The organism is Pseudomonas sp. Sample_24 (assembly GCF_004307605.1).
Taxonomy (GTDB): Bacteria; Pseudomonadota; Gammaproteobacteria; order Pseudomonadales; family Pseudomonadaceae; genus Aquipseudomonas.
Genome location: NZ_RCNW01000245.1, coordinates 16,925 through 35,211 on the forward strand (window position 1 = coordinate 16,925; position 18,287 = coordinate 35,211).

An 18,287-nucleotide genomic window follows, 5' to 3' on the forward strand; every position below is an offset into this window, starting at 1 on the left:
CTACCAGCTTCGCTAACGTCGCGCAGCCCTGCCCTAGGGCCAACGATGCACGAACGCACAAGGACAGTCAGTGGCTGGCAACAAGGACATTCCCCAGGTTAAAAACCCGCCATCGGGTGACGGGCATCACGTCACCTATCGCTTGATGACGCCCAGCGAACTGGCCGAGCGCGAGGCCCGGCATTCGGCTTACGAGGCGATGCTCGCCCGACAGCAAGCATTCGAAGATCGGCTCGGGGTGGTTCCGATAAAAAATGAAGTGCCCCGCGTCGGATGCGTGTTCGCCAAATCCTGCAAGTTGCCGGACGCGGTCATCAACTACTCCAATCCTTCAGGAATGGTGCCGACTGACAGCCTAGAAGACTATGGCGACATCGTCTTGCTGGGTGCCAGGGAGGTTGATGACGACGGTCTGCTTGATTTGCAGACCATCAGCGGCTCGACGGTTGCGCTGGGCATTGGTCAACTGGCACTTCGTGCCCCCGCGCTCATGGCCCCGGTCATAGGCGCCGGGGGAGCGCTTGGCACGGCGACAACGGCGGCGTTGACGGGTGTGGTCGCGCTGTTCTGGGCACCCACTCTCGGCGACAGCGCTCTCTACAGCGAAGACCAACTGCGCGCTCTCGAACAGGCCCGCACGCGGGTTCGCCTGAACATCGAGCAGCAAGATGACGGCAGCCTCAAGGGTTACGGCTTTTACACCGGGAAGAACCGCGATTGGGAAATGGTCGATGTCGTGCAGGTGGCTTTGCGCGGTAGCCAGTACGTTGCCGATCTTGGGGAAGGCATCGAACTGATCTGGACGCCCGCCGAAGACGGCTCGGACATTCTCGGCATCCCCAAGCTGGAAGCCGCCCCGCAGGCGCCACATATCTGGGTTTATCCACCGACGAAACAGGCTGACGGCATCATCGTCAATCCGATTTATCCGCCTGAGTACAAGGATTTTATTCTTGTGTTTCCGGTGGGGGCGTTGATCAAGCCGGTTTATGTGGTTGTCAGTACTTCTCACGACTATCACCCGAAACCCGACGAGCTACCCGCGTTCCCGGATGCGAAATGGGCACCACCTAAAACACGTATGAAGGGAGGAGGTCTGCGTCCTCGCTGGAAGGATAGTTCCGGTACGATCTACGAATGGGACTTTCAGCATGGCGCAATAGAGAAATACAACAAACGTGGGAAACACTTAGGTGAGTTCAACCACAATTCAGGAATTCAGACAAAACCTGCAAACCCGACACGGAGGATAGAACCTTGAAGCACACAGTCATGGGGGTACGCGATGGGGATGATTTCGCGTCATATGAAAAAACACTTCCAATTCTCACCAGCGAGCTCGCTGCGTTGATGGGCTGGAAAAATAAAGAGGATTATGTGTGCGACTACAAACTAACAAAGGTACAGATCAGCGAAATCGAAAAACTCTGCTCCCTATCACTCCCACACAACCTGACCCTTTTTTTGACGAGTAGCGATAGTTGATGAGAACCGAAGAAAGCCTGTGGCGAGGGGTTTGGTTACGTGGACCTTGCGAATCGCGAGCTGACTGTATTACAGCTTCGGTGAGAGGCGGGATATGCAAGGCGTTGAAAACAATGAGTGCAACACGCCCCGCCTCCCGCTATTAATACGTCACCCTGCTTCCACGGATCCAAGCCCCATGAAATTCGACCTCGCCTACTGCCTCAGCCTCGACGAGAAGCTGTCGATCTATGACGTGCGCGATCTGAATTTCGACGAAACCATGGCCTTCGATTCCGCGAAGGAGCATTTCCAATGCCCCAACAATGCTTGCCGCCTCGCCTTCGATGTAGCGAACGAGTTGGGCACGTTCAACGCCAAGAACGTGAATTATGTACGCACGCCGCACTTCAAGAATTTGCCGAGCACGCGGCATGTCGAGGGTTGTCCTTATGTGAGTCTGAAAACGCCGGCGTTGGGTGTGGAAGAGGCGGAAACGGATGACAGTCGAGAGGAAAATTTCCCGTCTGAATTGTTACTGACCCGGCGTGCGTATGTGCGTAAGTCGTCCAGTGCTGCGGCGTCCGCCGGTACTCAGCCTGATGAGCCTTCAACGTCTTCGGCCGTCGCTGGCGTCGAGCAGCCGAGCCGCGACTCGGCCCCGGACAAGACCAGCGTTTTCGCCCACCCGGTGGAATGTTTCGTATCGAACTTCGACGACAAGGATTTGCTCAAGCGCATGCCGCTGAAGATTGGCGAACATACCGCGCCCTACGCTTCGTTCTTCAAGAAAATCGAATACCTGCAAGACAACAAAGGGCTGATTTACTGGGGCAAGGTCAAGCAGATCAAGGACTACACCCAGAGCTTTCGCATCGATTTCGAGAAGAAGGTCTGGTTCGAGAAGAAGCCTTACTCGGTCAATGTTTACCTGAGCAAGAAGCTCATTGACACCTACCGCAAGCGCAAGGCGTTCCTGGAGGAGATCAAGCACGCCATCGATAGCGGGCGTGAGTTGTATTGCTTCTTTTATGGCGTGACGCCGGAGTTGAAGCAGGTACCGAGCAAGAAAAACCCCGAGCAGACGTTCGGGGTGTTCAGCGCCAGCATCGAAAATCTGGATCACTTTCTAGTGCGGGAGGCGCCGGGGTTGACCGGACAGTAATTCAATACTGAGCGTCATGCGCCTGTTGCCGCTCAAATTCCCAGATTTCCCGTTTCACTTCCATGCGCCGTTCAAGTGCGGCTTGAACGCTGGGCTCATCAAGGCCAGCGTACCGGCGCAACCAGTGAGCCATCATTTCCTCATCCGGGTAGTAATAGTCCTTGTGCTCTTTGCTCCCTCGAGGCGTGTCGTTCATATCGCCATCGAAGCGTCCGGCAGAAAACTCGTCAGTGGGCAAAGTCCCCCATTCGGCGGCGCAATCCTCGAAAACCCAGGCGATCTCATTGATATGCTTTTGCGCACCTCGATGGCCGCGTTTGTAAAACGCGTAATCGCGGCAACTCTCCTCGAAACCCTCCATCATCTGCTCGGCGTCAACCCAGCGAAGCATGTCATGTTGCCCGGCATGACGGATCAGGCCCTCTATCCAAGGATCGACGAAACGCCGAAGGAACCCGTCGACATCCGCCTTTTTCACGTCGGCGAAAATCATGCAATAACGGGTCTGCACATGGATGACATACAGCACGTGTTTGCGTTGCACGGTGGTCGCATGAACCAGCCACTGTTCGGCAAGCTCATCGCTCCCATCGTCTTCAATAACGGGCGACGGAGGTTTAGCCAGCGGGGTAATTTTTTTACCCTTGTGCACGCGGCTGAAGAAATTGCTGGCTGCTTCGGCGCAGTTGAAGATCAGCGCCGATGAGCAACCTGTGGTTTGTTCGCCACGCTGACGCTTGCCACCTGTCAGGTGGAAGCGTGTGAACTGAAAATTCGATTTGATTCGGGCTCAAAACAACTGTACAAAAACACAGTACATTTTGGATCAACACTCTCGAGCCCGGAGAATACCCATGGCCTCTCAAGCGATGAAAATCACCCTGGAACGTATCGCCCTTTTCCAATTCACCCCGACCCACTGCGCCCAGGCCCGAGCAATGCTGGGCTGGAGCGTGGAAGAGTTGTCGCGGGAAGCGTCGGTTTCTGTCGAAGCCATACAGCGCTTCGAAGCGCAACAGGACGTGCTGGATGTCACTCGGTTGGCCTTGGCTTACCGGTTTGAATCGGAAGGTTTGGTGTTTTTCCCCGGTTTTGCACCAGGGCGTGGGATGAATCTGAGAGGGTCTACGCCGAATCCGGTTGGGCGAGCGGATTTTGCAATGGTGGAGTGAGTAAAGGCAACGATTGACGTTTATTCCCATATAGGTATATTTTCGCATGAGTACAAGGAAGCCACTCCTGTGGGTTACAGCAGCAAAAAGGACCTCAAGCAGTTACCCGCAGATTTACAGGATGTTTTTGGTCACGCTCTCGATTTAGCGCAAAACGGCAAGAGGCATCCAGACGCCAAGCATCTCAAGAGCTTTGGAGGTGCCGGGGTCCTTGAGTTGATTGAGGACTTCGATACGAACACTTACCGCGCCGTTTATACCGTTCGCTTCAGGAGCGCTATCTACGTTCTGCACTGTTTTCAGAAAAAGTCGGTTTCAGGCATTAAAACTGCGCAGTGCGATATCGACTTGATCAGAAAAAGGCTACAAGCAGCTCAGGATCACGCGAAAGGATTGGAAAATGATTGAAATCGAAGAGAGCAGCGGCAACGTTTACGAAGACCTTGGTATACCCCACTCCAATGAAATGCGAGTCAAGTCGCAGTTGGCGGCAAAAATTGGGGAAATCATCAAGGCTCGCCATTTGACCCAGATTCAGGCTTCAGAAATTCTGGGGCTTTCACAACCCAAGCTTTCTGAAATGCTGCGAGGCAAGTTTCGCGGGATCAGCGAATCCAAGATGATGGAGTGTTTGTTGTTGCTCGGCCGCGATGTACAAATCGTCGTCAAGTCGGCCCCCCGATCGCGAAGAGAGGGCCGGCTTGAGGTGGTCTTTGCCGAGTGAATGTCTACGGTTTGAAAGCAGGGGTCTGCCGCGCGTGTGCGGCTTGTTCATAGCCGTAAGCCAGTGCCAGAAGCTTGGCTTCACTCCATGGAGCGCCGTAGAAGAACACCGAGGTCGGTACGCCGTCTGCGTCCACTCCCGACGGCATCATGATGCCGGGGTAGCCTGCCAACGGGATGACATTCAAACCGGGGGAGCCGACATCCAGCACCAAGGCGTCGAGTTGATGGGTGTTCAGCAAGTCGTCGATGACAGAAGCGTTTTCATGGCGGATTTTTTGCCATAGCGCATTGTAAGTGCGCTCATCGAAATCGATGCTGTTGGCCGCGCTCAGGACGCTTTGCCCGTAAGCCGGATCACCTGGCGTGGCCTCGTTAAAGCGCACGATTGCGTCCAGCGTGGGAGCAGACATTGCGGTACGTGTTGCCAGATACCTCGGCAAATCACGCTTGATACCCATCCATAGCGCCTCATCTACCTGCTCCGATAACGGATCGGTAAGTTCCACGGGAATCAGGATGGCGCCGGCAGCCTGCATCACTTCCAGAGCCCTGGAAAATTGCGGATCGCTTTCAAGCCCCTCGGCGCTGGTGCCGAACTTCAATGGAAAGCCGATACGGCGTCCCGCCAGTGCATCAGTGCGCAGTAAAGCGGTGTAATCCGTTGCATCAATGACAGATGGCTTGTTGATCGGGTCAGTTGGATCGCTGCCACGCATGGCGTTCAACAACAATGCAGCATCACGAACTGTGCGAGCCATCGGCCCCGGCGTATCGAGTTTGTAGGTCACGGGAACCATGCCACTGCGACTGAGCAAGCCCACCGTGGGTTTGATACCGACCACGCCATTGAGTGATGCAGGACAGATGATCGAACCGATCGTCTCCGTTCCAACCGTCAGCGGCGCGAAACCCGCCGCGAGCGCTGCGCCCGAACCGGCGCTAGAGCCGCATGGCGTTACGCTTAACACGTGGGGATTTCTGGTTTGCCCACCTCGCCCGCTCCAGCCATCGGGAACGGCCGGATCGCGGAAGTTAGCCCATTCGCTAAGGTTGGTCTTTGCGAGAATGACCGCTCCGGCATCCCTCAGACGCTGCACGATAAAGGCGTCCTGCGCTGCAGGTTGCCCAACCAGAGCCAATGAACCGGCGCTGGTCTGCATTGAATCGGAGGTATCGATGTTGTCTTTGAGCAGCACAGGAATGCCATGCAATGGACCGCGAACATGCCCACTTTGGCGTTCCTTATCGAGGACTTGTGCAATGTCCAGTGCGTCGGGGTTCAGTTCGATGATCGCGTTGATTGCCGGCCCCTGCTTGTCCAGCCTTTCGATCCGTTGCAATAAGTGCCTGACCAGCATCACGGAGCTCAGTTGACCACGCTCCATCCTCTGGTTGAGCTCATCGACACCTAAATATTCCAGCCTGGTTTCGGATATCAGGTTATGCGCATAGGCTGCGCTGGCTGCCATCGATAACACGACAATACTGGCTAGCCGCGTCATGCGGCCATTAAAAGATACATCCATGTACAAATCCTCTGACTGATTGCGGGTCAATGACCTCACCCGCGAATCAGCCTAAAGAATCAGTCAGATTTATCCGTCGTCTTAAATCACCAGGGCTCGTACGAAAGTTCGTCGCGAGCCGTAGCCGCTCATCCGACGCTCTGTTGCTCCTCAAACATCCGCTGTTCCACCTCCTGCCACCAGGCCCCGCCCCGTTGCGGATGCCTCAGGGAGAAGGCCTCCCCCATTTGCGGCGTGGTAATCGAAATACTGCGCTCCCAGGCCAACTCCAGGATGCGGTCGAAGGGTTCGTACCAGGCGTGGGTCGACAGGTCGAAGGTGCCGTTGTGGATGGGCAGCAGCCAGCGGCCCTTGAGGTCAATGTGGGCCTGCAGGGTTTGTTCGGGTTGCATGTGCACGTGTGGCCAATCGACGTTGTAGGCGCCGGTTTCCATCAACGTCAGGTCGAACGGGCCGTACTGTTCGCCGATGCGTTTGAAACCATCGAAATAGCCGCTGTCACCACTGAAGAAGATGCGCGTGTCGCCGTCGATCATCACCCACGAAGCCCAAAGGGTGCTGTTGCCGTCGAACAGGCCGCGGCCGGAAAAGTGCTGCGAGGGGGTGGCGATGAACTGGATGCCGTCGACTTCCGTGCCTTGCCACCAGTCCCGTTGGCGGACTTTGCTGGCGTCGATACCCCATCTGATCAGCGTGTCGCCCACGCCCAGCGGAGTGAGGAAATAGTTGGCTTTGTCCGCCAGCTTGAGCACGGCCTGGTAATCCAGGTGGTCGTAGTGATCGTGGGACAGGATCACGGCTTCAATCGGCGGTAGCTCTTCCAGGCTGATGGGTGGCTGGTGAAAGCGCTTGGGGCCAGCCCATTGCACAGGCGAGGCACGTTCGGCGAAAACCGGGTCGGTGATCCAGAACTTGTCCCGCAGTTTGAGCAACAACGTGGAGTGGCCGAGGCGATAGACGCTGTGGTTCGGCGCGGCAATCAGTGCCGCTTGCGTCAGCGCTTGCACGGGGACGGGTGCCGTCGGGCGGGTGTCGCGCGGTTTGTGGAACATCGCGTTCCACAAGATGCGCAGGGTTTTGCCGATGCTTAATCGCTGTATCGGCGTGTGGTTCTGGAATTGCCCTCGAGCCTGTCGAGAGGCATCAAGGGTAGACGCGTTATTCGCCGGGGAAACTGCATTGGCCATAACTGAATGACTCCAGAAAAACCGCGCGTTGACGATTTTCCGCTTGGGACGATAAATGGCCAAGGCACGCACGCATTAGCCGAACACTCTAGTGTTTACCGGGCAGGATTAACAAAACATTACACTGCACAGTGTAGTTTCAAGGTTGCATCAATCCCGCCCACAAGTAAACTACCGAGTGTAATTTTCCTTTTCTCTCTGCCGAAGCGGATTTATGACAGTTGCACAGCGCCTGACCGACCGAAAACGCGAAGCCATCATTCAAGCCGCGATTGCTGAGTTCCGTGCCAACGGTTTCGACATCACCAGCATGGACAAGATTGCCGCCAGCGCTGGCGTGTCGAAGCGCACGGTGTACAACCATTTTCCGAGCAAGGAAGAGTTGTTCGCCGAAATTCTTAATCAATTGTGGACTCGGGTGACGGCGGAGCAGGAAATGTCCTACCACCCACAACAGCCATTACGCGAGCAGATGCGCGTGATGCTGATGGCCAAGTTGCAGATGCTGGGTGATGAAAACTTTCTCGATTTGGCGCGGGTGGCCATCGCTGCCTCCATCCATTCCCCCGAGCGCGCACAGAACATGGTCGCCAGAATGGGTGAGCGGGAAGAAAGCCTGACCGTGTGGATTCGCGCTGCGCAGGCCGATGGCCGGTTGAAACAAGTCGACCCGGCATTTGCCGCGCAGCAGATTCAGGGAATGCTCAAATCCTTCGCGTTCTGGCCGCAAGTTTCCATGGGGCTGCCAAGTCTTTCGCCCGAAATGCAGACCACCGTCGCAGAGTCGGCGCTGGACATGTTTCTGGCCTGCTACGAGTTGCCATGAATACCGAGTCGAAGCGGGTTATGGGTTCAGCTCTGAAGCCCAGTCAACGTGGAAACCTCAACCACGAACCAAACTCCGCAGCGCCGAAATCTCCGGCACCTCTCGCCGTTTCATGTAAACCCGCAGCGGTTCGGTGATGTTGATCCGCTCGTCGATGTTCTGATCGAGCAGCAATTGAATCAGCTCGCGATTGAGGATCATGGTGCCCTCGAAGCCGGGCGCCCAGACGAATTCACTGGCGGGAATGATGCCGTCATCCGCCACGTCCCTGCCGAAAGAGTCTTCGCTGAAGCGCACGAGATAATGGCCGGTCTTGCGGTTGAGGCCTACGAAGCCTTTGAGTTGGTCAGCGGCCTGGCAGATGAGTTGGGACGTGATGCGCATGGTAAACCTCACAGTGTTTATTGTCGGTTTACACACAGGGCGAGCAATGGCTGTTTCCCTCTGCAGGGGAAATTGCCGCCAAGCGTACTGCAAACGAGCGCACAAAAACGCTGACGAAAATCAGCTTTCAATACGTTTGTGTCGGTCTTGCGATAGCGTTGATGACGCTCAGTTGCTAAAAGGGACTTCTTTGAAACCATCGCGAAAGGATCTCGAGCATGCCTGCAACCTTCACCAAAAGCGCCCTGCTGCTGAGTCTTTGGCTCGGCCTGGGGCAGGTCCAAGCCGCCAGCGAGCCCGGTCCCACAGCATTGGCCACGCGCCTGGGCATCCCGCACCCGGCGGTGATCGCCCACCGTGGCGCCTCGTTCGACGCACCGGAGTCCACGGTTGCCGCCTACAAGCTAGCCCGTGACCTGGGCGCCGATTACCTGGAACTGGACCTGCAACGCAGCAAGGACGGTGTGCTGTTCGCCCTGCACGACAACAACCTGCAACGCACCACCGATGTCGCCAGCAAATTCCCCGAGCGCAAAGACAGCCCCGCCAATGCGTTTACCATGGCCGAACTGAAAACCCTGGATGCCGGCAGTTGGTTCAACACCGCGTACCCCGATCGCGCGCGTCCATCCTATGCAGGCCTGAAAATTCTGACGCTCGATGAGATCATCGACATCGCCCAAGGCAACCCGCTGCACAAGCCAGGCCTGTACATCGAAACCAAGGAGCCCAAGCAGTTTCCCGGCATCGAACGCGATCTCAAGGACAAACTCCATGACCGCGGCTGGCTGAGCCCGGCCGGATCGAAACTGGCGAAGAGCGAGCTGGCGGTCGGTCAGGGTAAAGGCAAGGTGATCCTGCAAACGTTCGAGAAGAGCAGCCTGGAACTGCTGCAAAAGGAAATGCCCCAAGTACCGAAAATCCTTCTGCTGTGGGTGGGCGAAGGCAGCATCGAACCGAAATCCAAAGTGCCGTTTGCCGAATCCGGCGAGAAAGACAAAGCCGCTTACTACGCCAGCCAGGCACCCAAGGACAAAGCCGAATTCCAGCGCTGGGTCGACTACGCCAAAGCCCAGGGCGCGATCGGCACCGGTCCTTCCGCGACACTGACCAAAGGTGGCGATCAGAGTTACTCGGACCTGGTGCAACCGTGGATGAACCAGTACACCCACGATCAGGGACTGTTGGTGCACGTCTATACCGTCGACGATGCGGTGGATTTTCAGAAGGTCATGGATGCCGGTGTCGACGGCATTTTTACCAACCGCGCCAGCGAGTTGTTGAAGTTCTATAAACGCCCGGCCGCCGCGAGTGTCGATCAGCTGTTGAAGAATATTGGGTATTAAACCTGTGCGTGGCTTGCCCGAGATAGCCGTGTCGTCATTCAACGTTGATGTTGAAGCTGACGGCCCCATCGCGGGCAAGCCACCCTCCCACAGTGATTGATGCAAGACATCAAAGGGAATTTTAAGGGTGGATTAAGTTACCAAAGTTAACCTGATCCCACTTAAACAGCTCACACAAGGAATGAACTCATGAAGACGCTGACTGCTCTGTTCACCGCTGCCGCCCTGATGCTCACCGCCGGTTTGGCCCAGGCTGATGTTCCAGTCGACCAGATTCCTCAGTTGGTCAAGGAAGGCAAGATCAAGCCACTGGAAGAGTTGAACCAGATCGTTCTGAAACTGCATCCGGGTGCGACAATTACCGACAGTGACCTGGATAACCACTTCAACGGTTACGAGTACGAAGTCGAGTTGCGCGACGCGAAAAACGTTGAATGGGACGTGGATCTGAACGCCGCCACCGGCGAAGTCCTGAAGAACAAAAAAGACGACTGATGCACACCGCGAAGAGCCGCACGATTTGACGATCGTGCGGCTTTTTTGCGTCTGAATTTTACGTGATTGCCGGACGTTGGACGTTCCGCAAACGGCGGGATTACTAAGCGCCACTTCTGTAGATGGGCGTCGCGCTGGTGATCGCCCCTCTACAGGTTACGCGTTACACGTAGAGCGGATAACCAACCGCTCGCGGACCACGTCGTACACCCAGTGATAAAGGTAGGTGTACGGCAGGAAAAACAGCAGTACGCCGATATCCAGCAGGAACGCCTGCCACAGACTGACGTTCAGCCACCACGCGATCAAGGGCACGCCAAGGGCAACCAGTCCGCCTTCGAACAGCAGCGCGTGCACCACACGGACCCAGGCGTTGTGCGCGATGGCAAAACGCTTGAGCAACCGGTCGAACAGGCCGTTGAAGATCACGTTCCAGGCCAGCGCCAGTGCCGCGATCAGCAAGGTGACCGCCCCCATTTCCAGCATCGGCTTTTCCATGATCCAGGCCAGCAAGGGCGTACAGATCAGAATGGCCAGCAGTTCGAAACCGATCGCCTGGAAGATACGTTCAGTGATGGATTTGTTGGCGCTCATGGCCAGGACTCCTTGGGTAACGATGGTTGCCATGATCTGCCAACAAACCGATACTTCATAATCAATAACCATCGATCAAGGCGATAGTTCATGGCCTCTCATGAAGTGCTGCTGGCGTTTGTCGAAGCCGCCACCCAAGGTTCGTTTTCCGCTGCCGCGAGAAAGCTGGGCCGGAGTCAGTCGACCATTAGCGCGGCTGTCGCCAGCCTCGAAATCGACCTGAACCTGACGCTGTTCGACCGCAGCAGCCGCAAACCCGGCCTGACGCCCGCCGGACGAGTAGTACTGCAACGGGCGGAAGACATACTGGCCGCCACCAGTCGCCTGGAAATGACTGCCAGCCAGCTCTCGCAAGGGGTTGAGGCGAAACTGACGGTCGCTCTTTCCGACACGTACCAGTCCGACCGCTTCGAAGCTTCGCTCAGCGCCTTCGAACAGCGTTACCCGGACCTGGAACTCGAATGCCTGATCGCCGAATGCGATGACTTGGTGGCGTTGGTGCAAAGCGGTCGGGCGCAGCTCGCCTTTGCTGAAATGCAGGACAGCTATCCGCCGGACCTGGTCAGTTCGACAGTGGACGAACGCACGGAGATTGCGCTGTTCGTGTCGCCGATGCATCCGTTGGCCGCGCTGGATCACATTGACCAGGACGTGTTGCAGCAACACCGTGAGTTGCGCCTGGCGACCATCGTCAATCCTTATGAAAGCCGGGCGAAGGGCCGCATGTGGTCAGCGCCGAGTTATTTGATGCTGTTGGAAATGGCTCAGGGTGGTTTTGGCTGGGCGCCGTTGCCGCGTTGGCTGGTGGCGCGCTTCGGCCCGGGCACCTTGCAGGAACTGCACGTGCGCGGCTGGCCGAAAACGGTGTCGGTGGATGCACTGTGGTCGCGATTGCATCCACCGGGGTCTGCCGGGAGTTGGTTGTTAGGGAAGATGTTGGAGTGAAGGTCCTTCGGCCCTATCGCGGGCAAGCCCGCTCCCACAGGGATTTGTGTCGATACCAAAAGTTGTGTGCACCTCAAACCACTGTGGGAGTGGGCTTGCCCGTGATGAGGCCGGCGAAGTCACATCACTCCAAAGCCTTGAGCCGTCCCTCGATAAACCGCCGCTCCGGCGCTTGCTGCGTCAACTCAAGTGCCCGCTCATAGGCGGCCCGCGCCTGCTCCACCCGCCCCAGCTGCCGGCAAAACTCCGCCTGCGCCGAATGTGCCAAGTGGTAATCGAGCAAATCACCACGCGCCAGAATCGCCTCGACCAGGATCAAACCCGCCAACGGTCCATCGCGTTTGGAAATCGCCGCCGCCCGATTCAACTCGATCACCGGCGAAGGCACCGCCCGCAGCAACACGTCATAGAGTCCGACGATCTGCTCCCAATCGGTTTCATCCACCGAGGGGGCCTCGGCATGAACTGCGGCAATCGCCGCTTGCAGGCAGTAGGGGCCGAATCGGCGACTGCTCAACGCCCGCTCCACCAGCGCGCAACCTTCGGCAATCATTGCGCCGTTCCACAACGTTCGGTCCTGCTCATCCAGCAAAATCAGTTCGCCGCTTGCAGAGGTTCTGGCCACCCGCCGCGACTCGTGCAACAGCATCATTGCCAGCAAGCCCATGACTTCCGGTTCGGGCAGCAATTCCATCAGCAACCGGCCGAGGCGAATCGCCTCGCGGGTAAGGTCTTCGCGGGTCACCTGTGCGCCGATAGACACCGAATAACCCTCGTTGAACACCAGATAAATCACCCGCAGCACGCTGTCGAGGCGTTCGGGTAATTCCGCCAGAGAGGGCACCTGATAGGGAATTTTTGCGTCACGGATCTTTGCCTTGGCGCGCACGATGCGTTGGGCGATGGTGGCCGGCGCCGAGAGAAAGGCTCGGGCAATTTCTTCGGTGGTCAGGTCGCAGACTTCGCGCAGGGTCAACGGCACCTGGGCATCCGCCGCCAATGCCGGGTGACAACAGGTGAAGATCAGGCGCAAGCGATCATCTTCCACGTCTTCGTCACTCCAGTCCGCCTGCTCCAGCGCCTCCAATTGCGCTAGCAACAATGGCCGCGAAGCATTGAACCGGGCACGCCGACGCAACACGTCGATGGCCTTGAAGCGCCCGGTAGACACCAGCCACGTACGTGGGTTGTCCGGCACGCCGTCCTGTTGCCAGCGTTCGACCGCGACGAAGAACGCCTCGTGCAAAGCTTCTTCGGCGAGGTCGAAATCGCCGAGCAAGCGAATCAACGTTGCCAGGATGCGCCGCGAGTCTTCACGATAAACCTGTTCGACCCGCGCCTTGACCGCTTGCGCCACCATCAGTCAAGGATTCAACTGGCGCACGGGGCGCACTTCAACGCTGCCGACCCGCGCCGCCGGGATGTTCCCGGCGACCTGGATGGCTTCGTTGAGGTCCTTGGCATCGATCAGGTAGAACCCGGCCAACTGCTCTTTGGTTTCGGCGAACGGGCCGTCGGTGATCGACATTTTGCCGTTGCGCATGCGCACGGTGGTGGCGGTCTGCACGGATTCCAGCGCCTCGGCGGCGACCATCCGGCCACTGCCCTGGATCGACTCGGCATAAGCCATGCACTCGGAATCGTGCGGGCTCTCCGGCAGCGAATGCAGCAGGTGCTCATCGCTGTAGACCAGGCATAAATACTTCATCGCGTTCTCCTTCATCGAACGGATCAACTATGGCCGCAGATCGGCACCTTGGCGTTGTTTGCGATAAAAAAATCTCAGGGCTTGAGGTCGAACAGCGGTGCGCCGGTTTGCATGTCGAACGGTGCCGACCAGTGTTCATGGACGATCTGCCACAACCCCGCTTCTTGCCGGTAGCACTGCGAGACGCGCATCCAGCAGGCCTGTGTTTCGCCCTTGTCGTTGGTGCCGCCGCAATGGGCCAGCCAGTGGGCGAAGGCGATTTCCTGGGACGGTTCGATGGTGACTTCGTGGAACTCGAAGATGTGCGGGCCGGGGCACATTTGCATGCACTCCTGCCAATGGGCGCGGTAGGCGGACTTGCCCTTGAATTGCAAAGCCTTGACCGCGTCGAAGGAGACGATGTCATCGGCATACAGCGCCATGACTTTATCCACGTCCTTGGCCATGACGGCCTGGCGATAGCTTTCGATGAGATTCTGGATCTGGGTTTGCGAGTTCATGGTGGTTCTCCGTGGTTTTTGTTGGAAGACACCCATAGTCGTCTGGCGATCCGTTGAATCGACAGGTGAAATAAAAATAATCCAATCCACCGGAATCGCTAGAATCCGGGGTTCTAATCATGTTGGAAAAAGGACCGTCCCGTGACAACCCGACTCGTGCCATACGAAAGCCTGAATTCGCTGCAGCGCCAACAGATCGAGGCCATTGAAGTACATCCCGAGCAGATAAAGTTCTGCGGCGACATCCACGGTGCATTGCACACCTTGTTGTCCAAGCCCGGCCCGGGGGTCAAAGGATTTGCCCTGCTGGCTGAAGACATTCCGGTGGCCTTCCTGCTGCTCAAGCGCCCCCCGGTATTGCCGGAATGGGCCAATGAACACAGCGCCACCCTGCATGCCCTGCAAGTCGACCAACGTTCGCAAGGCAAAGGCTACGGCAAGGCCTGCCTGCAAGCCTTGCCCAAGGCTGCGCGCCAGGCTTGGCCGGAGATCAAAGGGTTGGAATTGTCGGTGGATGCGGACAACGACACCGCCATTGCGCTGTATGCCCGGTATGGTTTTGTCGACAGTGGCGAGGCGTATAAAGGGCGGATCGGGTATGAGCGGCGGATGGGGTTGTTTTTCTAACCGGGGATCAATACAAAACCAATGTAGGAGCGAGCCGGCTCGCTCCTACAGGGGGTTGCGTCGGGTTTAGAGATTGAGAGCCATCTCGTGCCATGCCATGCCACCGTGGTCGGACGCCGACGGCTTGATATAGGCAAAGCCGAACCCGGCATACAGCGGGATATGCCGCTCTTTGCACATCAGGTTGATACTGGCCTTGTTCAGCGCGCGCATGCGCTCGATGAACTCGCCCATCAAGCGTTTCGCCAAACCCTGCCCCTGATAATCCGGATGCACCACCACCGACATGATCACCACGTGCGGTCCGGCCGGGTCGTGGCCAATCAGCTCCTTGAACGCCTCGTCGGACATTTCCACCTGAAATGCCGCACCGGAGTTGATGAAACCGGCTACCACGCCATCCACTTCAGCAACGATGAAACCCTCAGGCCAGGTGGCGATGCGGGTGGCGATTTTTTCCCGGGTGGCGGCTTCGTCGCCTTCGTAGGCTACGGTTTCGATGGCGTAGCAGCGGTCCAGGTCAGCGGGCGTGACATTGCGGATGACGGTGTTCATGGCAGCTCGGAATCAGCGAGGGAAAGGCCGGGATCATAAATCAGCGGCTGCGCGACATCGAGAGACGAATCTACCGATCTACCCCCCCGATGCCTCGATTACGCCTTGATCGGCAGCCAGATTTCCAGCTTGCCGGTGTTGAGCTTCGGGTTGAAATCTTCGCTGTAGCGCTCGAACTCCGGAGCGGCCAATTGCTCGTGTCCGGACTGCGGCAACCACGTACCGTGGATGTACTGGAAGGTTTGCGGCAGGTCTTCCAGCGCACCCTTGTGCTCGAACACTACGTATTGCTGGGGCTGGACCTCTACCCAGCGGTACGTTTCCGGCAAATCGTCGAGCTTGCTGATCTCAACGCCAACGATGTAATCGAAACCGCCCTGGCCATCGAAATTGCAGCAGACGCCGTAGGTCACTTCGCCTTTTTGCCCTGGAACATTGCCAATATGGGGGATGAATTTTTCCCAGAGTTCGGGAATGCCTTTCACGGTTTGCTGGGTAAATTTTCCGCCAAGCCCTGCAATTAGCAGAAAGTGCCCGTGCTCAATGCGGGGTTCGGACACCTCAACACGTGTTTGTTCATCCATGACTCGACTCCTGGCGCTTAAAAGTGGGTTTGGCAGGGAGTATAGAAGCCAATCCCGCATCGCCAAGTTACAAGGCGTGCAACTGCTCGACGGCGCCAGAGCCCACAAACTCGTTGTAGCCAGACAGGATCACGTAGACCGCGAAGTAGCAGAAGATCGCCGCCGATGCCATGTAGGAGTAACGCAGCAATTTGTCGCCGAGCAACTTGCCACCGTGGCTCGCCGCGAAGCACACGCCTGCGCACCACAGCAGCCCGGCGCAGAGGAAGCCGCCGAGGAACAGCGCCGAACTCAACCCACCCCCGCCTCCGGAACGGGCGATCAGCGTGCCGCCCACGGCCGCGAACCAGAGAATGGCGCTGGGCGACGACATGGCGAGAAAAATCCCGCGAAAGAATTCCTTGCGATGGGAGTTGTGGCCGACTTCAGCAGTCTGCGCCAACAGCGCCTCATGGTGGATCGCCGAGTAAATCATCTTCGCCGCGAAGTACACCAGCAGCGCCGATCCGCCGATCCACAGCACCCAACGGACGGTTTCGTATTGCAGCAAAACGGTCATGCCGGCCAGCGCCAGCACCGCGTAGATCAGGTCGCCGACACAAGTCCCCAGGCCCAGTGCAAAGCCTTGAAAATAGCCGCGTTGCATCGCCAGCGTGATCATCGCGATGTTGGCCACGCCGATGTCCAGGCACAGCGAAAGGCTCAGCAAAAAGCCACTGGTGAATTCCATCGTTCCATTTCCTTCGGAAAAATTTGTTTACAAGGAGGCTGGACAGTCTGCCACAGCTGGTCGTACATTCCGCCACAGGTCACCACAGACCTGCGTCGCTCGGACGGTTCCGGGCGCTTACGTTATCCGAGGCAACAATGGCCGAACAAGGTTCGCCGCGCCGCTTTGCGCGCATAGATCGACTCCCCCCTTACGTTTTCAACATCACCGCCGAGCTGAAGATGGCCGCCCGTCGTCGTGGCGAAGACATCATCGACTTGAGCATGGGCAACCCCGACGGCGCCACGCCACCGCACATCGTCGACAAACTCGTCACCGTCGCCCAACGCGAAGACACCCACGGTTACTCGACGTCCAAAGGTATTCCGCGCCTGCGCCGGGCGATTTCCAACTGGTACAAGAATCGCTACGAGGTCGACATCGACCCGGAAAGCGAAGCCATTGTCACCATCGGATCCAAGGAAGGCCTGGCGCACTTGATGCTCGCCACCCTCGACCAGGGCGACACCGTGCTGGTGCCGAACCCGAGCTATCCGATTCACATCTACGGTGCCGTGATTGCCGGCGCCCAGGTGCGTTCGGTGCCGCTGGTGCCCGGTGTGGACTTCTTCGCGGAACTGGAACGCGCCATTCGCGGCTCGATCCCGAAACCGAAGATGATGATTCTCGGCTTCCCGTCCAACCCCACCGCGCAGTGCGTGGAGCTGGATTTCTTTGAGCGGGTGATCGCCCTCGCCAAGCAGTACGACGTGCTGGTGGTGCATGACCTGGCCTACGCCGACATCGTCTACGACGGCTGGAAAGCACCGTCGATCATGCAAGTGCCGGGCGCCAAGGACATTGCGGTGGAGTTTTTCACTCTGTCCAAGAGCTACAACATGGCGGGTTGGCGCATCGGGTTCATGGTCGGCAACCCGGAGCTGGTCAACGCCTTGGCGCGGATCAAGAGCTACCACGACTACGGCACCTTCACGCCGCTGCAAGTGGCGGCGATCGCCGCTCTGGAAGGCGATCAGCAGTGCGTGCGCGACATCGCCGAGCAATATCGGCAGCGCCGCAATGTGTTGGTCAAAGGCCTGCACGAGCTGGGCTGGATGGTGGAAAACCCGAAAGCGTCGATGTACGTCTGGGCCAAGATTCCAGAGGCTTATGCGCACCTGGGCTCCCTGGAGTTCGCCAAGAAACTGCTGGCCGAGGCCAAGGTCTGCGTCTCGCCGGGTGTGGGTTTCGGCGAGTATGGCGATGATCACGTACGCTTTGCGCTGATCGAAAACCAGGACCGGATTCGCCAGGCGGTGCGCGGGATTCGCGGGATGTTCAGGGCGGATGGCTTGGCCCCGAAAACCAACGCCTGACACAAAACCTGTGGCAACAACATTCCTGTGGCGAGGGAGCTTGCTCCCGCTGGGCTGCGAAGCGAACCCCAAACTGGTCACCGCGGTTCTTCTGGCATAACGCGTTGGCCGATTTTACGACGGCTACGCCGCCGGACGGGAGCAAGCTCCCTCGCCACAAATGCATCGACTGACAGAAATTTCTTTCACCCACAAAAAAACCGCAGCGATGCGGTTTTTTTGTGCCTGATCGTTCCCACGCTCTGCGTGGGAATGCATCCCGTGACGCTCCGCGTCACAGTGGACGCAGAGCTTCCATGGCAACATTCCCTAGCGGAGCATGGAAACGATCAGTGCAGTGTGTTTAGACGAACAGCGACAACAACAGAATAAAGCCCAGGCCCACCACCGACAGGATG

23 protein-coding genes are annotated in these 18,287 nt (G+C 57.6%); 12 read left to right on the forward strand and 11 right to left on the reverse strand.

Annotation, left to right across the window (positions count from 1 at the left end; genetic code table 11):
- The first annotated feature begins 70 nt into the window (after positions 1-70).
- The 3 genes from D8V06_RS13560 (at position 71) to D8V06_RS13570 (ending at position 2,629) form a co-directional block, all read left to right on the forward strand.
- Positions 71-1,261, forward strand: a complete 1,191-nt coding sequence (locus tag D8V06_RS13560; RefSeq protein ID WP_130931120.1) for a colicin E3/pyocin S6 family cytotoxin — start codon at positions 71-73, stop codon at positions 1,259-1,261.
- Positions 1,258-1,485, forward strand: a complete 228-nt coding sequence (locus D8V06_RS13565) for a hypothetical protein (RefSeq protein ID WP_130931121.1) — start codon at positions 1,258-1,260, stop codon at positions 1,483-1,485. Before D8V06_RS13560 ends, D8V06_RS13565 begins: the two co-directional genes overlap by 4 nt.
- 178 nt (positions 1,486-1,663) lie before the next feature.
- Complete coding sequence (locus tag D8V06_RS13570; RefSeq protein ID WP_130931122.1) at positions 1,664-2,629, forward strand: hypothetical protein; 966 nt, start codon at positions 1,664-1,666, stop codon at positions 2,627-2,629.
- 1 nt (position 2,630) lies between these two features.
- On the opposite strand, the gene D8V06_RS13575 is transcribed toward D8V06_RS13570, so the two are convergent.
- A complete protein-coding gene (locus D8V06_RS13575; RefSeq protein ID WP_241667818.1) occupies positions 2,631-3,281 on the reverse strand; it encodes a hypothetical protein in 651 nt (216 codons plus the stop codon).
- Positions 3,282-3,483: 202 nt separating this feature from the next.
- Here D8V06_RS13575 and D8V06_RS13580 point away from each other — a divergent pair, with 202 nt between their 5' ends.
- The 3 genes from D8V06_RS13580 to D8V06_RS13590 all read left to right on the forward strand — a co-directional run bounded on the left by D8V06_RS13580 (position 3,484) and on the right by D8V06_RS13590 (position 4,525).
- Positions 3,484-3,801: a helix-turn-helix transcriptional regulator gene (locus D8V06_RS13580; protein ID WP_130905152.1), complete on the forward strand. Its 318-nt coding sequence runs from the start codon at positions 3,484-3,486 to the stop codon at positions 3,799-3,801.
- A gap of 69 nt (positions 3,802-3,870) precedes the next feature.
- On the forward strand, positions 3,871-4,209 hold the full coding sequence (locus D8V06_RS13585; protein WP_130905153.1) for a type II toxin-antitoxin system RelE/ParE family toxin: 339 nt from the start codon (positions 3,871-3,873) through the stop codon (positions 4,207-4,209).
- Positions 4,202-4,525 (forward strand): helix-turn-helix transcriptional regulator, encoded by a 324-nt coding sequence (locus D8V06_RS13590; RefSeq protein ID WP_130905154.1) that lies wholly within the window; start codon positions 4,202-4,204, stop codon positions 4,523-4,525. The genes D8V06_RS13585 and D8V06_RS13590 overlap by 8 nt, the downstream gene beginning before the upstream one ends.
- Before the next feature lie 4 nt (positions 4,526-4,529).
- Here the strand turns inward: D8V06_RS13590 and D8V06_RS13595 are convergent, their stop codons facing one another.
- Positions 4,530-6,053, reverse strand: a complete 1,524-nt coding sequence (locus tag D8V06_RS13595) for an amidase family protein (RefSeq protein WP_130905155.1) — start codon at positions 6,051-6,053, stop codon at positions 4,530-4,532.
- A gap of 128 nt (positions 6,054-6,181) precedes the next feature.
- On the reverse strand, positions 6,182-7,240 hold the full coding sequence (locus D8V06_RS13600; protein ID WP_130931124.1) for an MBL fold metallo-hydrolase: 1,059 nt from the start codon (positions 7,238-7,240) through the stop codon (positions 6,182-6,184).
- Between the two features lie 214 nt (positions 7,241-7,454).
- Here D8V06_RS13600 and D8V06_RS13605 point away from each other — a divergent pair, with 214 nt between their 5' ends.
- Positions 7,455-8,066: a TetR/AcrR family transcriptional regulator gene (locus tag D8V06_RS13605; RefSeq protein WP_130931125.1), complete on the forward strand. Its 612-nt coding sequence runs from the start codon at positions 7,455-7,457 to the stop codon at positions 8,064-8,066.
- A gap of 57 nt (positions 8,067-8,123) precedes the next feature.
- Here the strand turns inward: D8V06_RS13605 and D8V06_RS13610 are convergent, their stop codons facing one another.
- Positions 8,124-8,450 carry a DUF2025 family protein gene (locus tag D8V06_RS13610; RefSeq protein ID WP_130931126.1) on the reverse strand — a complete coding sequence of 109 codons (327 nt, stop codon included), beginning with the start codon at positions 8,448-8,450 and terminating at the stop codon, positions 8,124-8,126.
- A gap of 218 nt (positions 8,451-8,668) precedes the next feature.
- On the opposite strand from D8V06_RS13610, the gene D8V06_RS13615 reads away from it, so the two are divergent.
- Together D8V06_RS13615 and D8V06_RS13620 are read left to right on the forward strand one after the other, a co-directional pair.
- A complete protein-coding gene (locus D8V06_RS13615; protein WP_130905158.1) occupies positions 8,669-9,796 on the forward strand; it encodes a glycerophosphodiester phosphodiesterase in 1,128 nt (375 codons plus the stop codon).
- A gap of 189 nt (positions 9,797-9,985) precedes the next feature.
- Entirely contained in the window at positions 9,986-10,291 is a 306-nt protein-coding gene (locus D8V06_RS13620) for a PepSY domain-containing protein (RefSeq protein WP_130907626.1), read from the forward strand.
- 156 nt (positions 10,292-10,447) lie between these two features.
- Here the strand turns inward: D8V06_RS13620 and D8V06_RS13625 are convergent, their stop codons facing one another.
- On the reverse strand, positions 10,448-10,885 hold the full coding sequence (locus tag D8V06_RS13625) for a multidrug/biocide efflux PACE transporter (RefSeq protein WP_130905160.1): 438 nt from the start codon (positions 10,883-10,885) through the stop codon (positions 10,448-10,450).
- A 90-nt stretch (positions 10,886-10,975) separates the two neighbouring features.
- Here D8V06_RS13625 and D8V06_RS13630 point away from each other — a divergent pair, with 90 nt between their 5' ends.
- Entirely contained in the window at positions 10,976-11,830 is an 855-nt protein-coding gene (locus tag D8V06_RS13630) for a LysR family transcriptional regulator (RefSeq protein WP_130905161.1), read from the forward strand.
- A 124-nt stretch (positions 11,831-11,954) separates the two neighbouring features.
- Here D8V06_RS13630 and D8V06_RS13635 read toward each other — a convergent pair whose 3' ends face one another.
- From D8V06_RS13635 to D8V06_RS13645, 3 genes are all read right to left on the reverse strand, one after another.
- On the reverse strand, positions 11,955-13,190 hold the full coding sequence (locus D8V06_RS13635; RefSeq protein ID WP_130907624.1) for an RNA polymerase sigma factor: 1,236 nt from the start codon (positions 13,188-13,190) through the stop codon (positions 11,955-11,957).
- 3 nt (positions 13,191-13,193) lie between these two features.
- Positions 13,194-13,538: a YciI family protein gene (locus tag D8V06_RS13640; protein ID WP_056852587.1), complete on the reverse strand. Its 345-nt coding sequence runs from the start codon at positions 13,536-13,538 to the stop codon at positions 13,194-13,196.
- Positions 13,539-13,612: 74 nt separating this feature from the next.
- Positions 13,613-14,038 carry a nuclear transport factor 2 family protein gene (locus D8V06_RS13645; protein WP_056852588.1) on the reverse strand — a complete coding sequence of 142 codons (426 nt, stop codon included), beginning with the start codon at positions 14,036-14,038 and terminating at the stop codon, positions 13,613-13,615.
- 141 nt (positions 14,039-14,179) lie between these two features.
- Here D8V06_RS13645 and D8V06_RS13650 point away from each other — a divergent pair, with 141 nt between their 5' ends.
- Entirely contained in the window at positions 14,180-14,665 is a 486-nt protein-coding gene (locus tag D8V06_RS13650; protein WP_130931127.1) for a GNAT family N-acetyltransferase, read from the forward strand.
- 66 nt (positions 14,666-14,731) lie between these two features.
- On the opposite strand, the gene D8V06_RS13655 is transcribed toward D8V06_RS13650, so the two are convergent.
- The 3 genes from D8V06_RS13655 to D8V06_RS13665 form a co-directional block, all read right to left on the reverse strand.
- Complete coding sequence (locus tag D8V06_RS13655) at positions 14,732-15,220, reverse strand: N-acetyltransferase (RefSeq protein ID WP_130905164.1); 489 nt, start codon at positions 15,218-15,220, stop codon at positions 14,732-14,734.
- 98 nt (positions 15,221-15,318) lie between these two features.
- Entirely contained in the window at positions 15,319-15,804 is a 486-nt protein-coding gene (locus D8V06_RS13660; protein ID WP_130931128.1) for a GyrI-like domain-containing protein, read from the reverse strand.
- 67 nt (positions 15,805-15,871) lie between these two features.
- A complete protein-coding gene (locus D8V06_RS13665) occupies positions 15,872-16,534 on the reverse strand; it encodes a LysE family transporter (RefSeq protein ID WP_130931129.1) in 663 nt (220 codons plus the stop codon).
- A gap of 137 nt (positions 16,535-16,671) precedes the next feature.
- Here D8V06_RS13665 and alaC point away from each other — a divergent pair, with 137 nt between their 5' ends.
- Positions 16,672-17,889, forward strand: a complete 1,218-nt coding sequence (gene alaC, locus D8V06_RS13670; protein ID WP_056852593.1) for an alanine transaminase — start codon at positions 16,672-16,674, stop codon at positions 17,887-17,889.
- Positions 17,890-18,287 lie beyond the last annotated feature (398 nt).

Coding starts and splice junctions, on each gene's coding strand:
- D8V06_RS13620 (WP_130907626.1), top strand. CDS start 9,986: ATGAAGACGCTGACTGCTCTGTTCACCGCTGCCGCCCTGATGCTCACC.
- D8V06_RS13615 (WP_130905158.1), top strand. CDS start 8,669: ATGCCTGCAACCTTCACCAAAAGCGCCCTGCTGCTGAGTCTTTGGCTC.
- D8V06_RS13655 (WP_130905164.1), bottom strand. CDS start 15,220: ATGAACACCGTCATCCGCAATGTCACGCCCGCTGACCTGGACCGCTGC.
- alaC (WP_056852593.1), top strand. CDS start 16,672: ATGGCCGAACAAGGTTCGCCGCGCCGCTTTGCGCGCATAGATCGACTC.
- D8V06_RS13600 (WP_130931124.1), bottom strand. CDS start 7,240: ATGGCCAATGCAGTTTCCCCGGCGAATAACGCGTCTACCCTTGATGCC.
- D8V06_RS13595 (WP_130905155.1), bottom strand. CDS start 6,053: ATGGATGTATCTTTTAATGGCCGCATGACGCGGCTAGCCAGTATTGTC.
- D8V06_RS13605 (WP_130931125.1), top strand. CDS start 7,455: ATGACAGTTGCACAGCGCCTGACCGACCGAAAACGCGAAGCCATCATT.
- D8V06_RS13635 (WP_130907624.1), bottom strand. CDS start 13,190: ATGGTGGCGCAAGCGGTCAAGGCGCGGGTCGAACAGGTTTATCGTGAA.
- D8V06_RS13665 (WP_130931129.1), bottom strand. CDS start 16,534: ATGGAATTCACCAGTGGCTTTTTGCTGAGCCTTTCGCTGTGCCTGGAC.
- D8V06_RS13570 (WP_130931122.1), top strand. CDS start 1,664: ATGAAATTCGACCTCGCCTACTGCCTCAGCCTCGACGAGAAGCTGTCG.
- D8V06_RS13580 (WP_130905152.1), top strand. CDS start 3,484: ATGGCCTCTCAAGCGATGAAAATCACCCTGGAACGTATCGCCCTTTTC.
- D8V06_RS13645 (WP_056852588.1), bottom strand. CDS start 14,038: ATGAACTCGCAAACCCAGATCCAGAATCTCATCGAAAGCTATCGCCAG.
- D8V06_RS13610 (WP_130931126.1), bottom strand. CDS start 8,450: ATGCGCATCACGTCCCAACTCATCTGCCAGGCCGCTGACCAACTCAAA.
- D8V06_RS13660 (WP_130931128.1), bottom strand. CDS start 15,804: ATGGATGAACAAACACGTGTTGAGGTGTCCGAACCCCGCATTGAGCAC.
- D8V06_RS13625 (WP_130905160.1), bottom strand. CDS start 10,885: ATGAGCGCCAACAAATCCATCACTGAACGTATCTTCCAGGCGATCGGT.
- D8V06_RS13640 (WP_056852587.1), bottom strand. CDS start 13,538: ATGAAGTATTTATGCCTGGTCTACAGCGATGAGCACCTGCTGCATTCG.
- D8V06_RS13630 (WP_130905161.1), top strand. CDS start 10,976: ATGGCCTCTCATGAAGTGCTGCTGGCGTTTGTCGAAGCCGCCACCCAA.
- D8V06_RS13590 (WP_130905154.1), top strand. CDS start 4,202: ATGATTGAAATCGAAGAGAGCAGCGGCAACGTTTACGAAGACCTTGGT.